We start from the raw sequence: 590 nt of genomic DNA on the forward strand, positions 1-590 counted from the left end.
CGTCGTCACCTTCGACGCCCTGCATTCGGTCAAGGCGAACATCTCCTGGTTGGTCGAAGCCAAGAACGCCCACTACATCGCGGTGATCAAGACCAACCAACCGACCGCCCACCACCAGCTCGCGGCCCTGCCGTGGCGGGACATCACCGTGCAGCACACCGCCTCCACCCGCGGGCACGGCAGACACGAGTCCCGCTCGATCAAGACCTGCGCCATCGCCGACGAACTCGGCGGAATCGCCTTCCCTCACGCCCGCCTGGCCATCCGCGTCCACCGACGACGCAAGCAGTCCGGCACACCCGAGACCCGTGAAAGTATCTACGCCGTCACCAGCCTCGACGCCCACCAGGCCCGCCCAGCCGATCTGGCCGCCGCGATCCGCGGGCACTGGGCAGTGGAGAACTCCTCACACCACATCAGAGACGTCACCTTCGCCGAAGACGCCTCCACCGTCCATACCGGAACCGCACCCCGGGCCATGGCGACGCTGCGCAACCTCGCCATCGGCGTACTGAAAACCCTCGGAGCCCACAACATCGCCAAGACCACCCGAGCGATCCGCGACGAACCCCAACGAGCACTCCCCATCC

Annotated in this window: 1 protein-coding gene; it reads left to right on the top strand. The window is 66.8% G+C overall.

What is annotated here, in order from left to right:
* On the top strand, positions 1-590 hold a 590-nt coding region (locus tag ACFHWY_RS28795; protein WP_416583373.1), incomplete at both ends, for an ISAs1 family transposase.

Origin of the sequence: Micromonospora sp. LOL_024, from assembly GCF_048060415.1 — a bacterium.
GTDB lineage: Bacteria > Actinomycetota > Actinomycetes > Mycobacteriales > Micromonosporaceae > Micromonospora.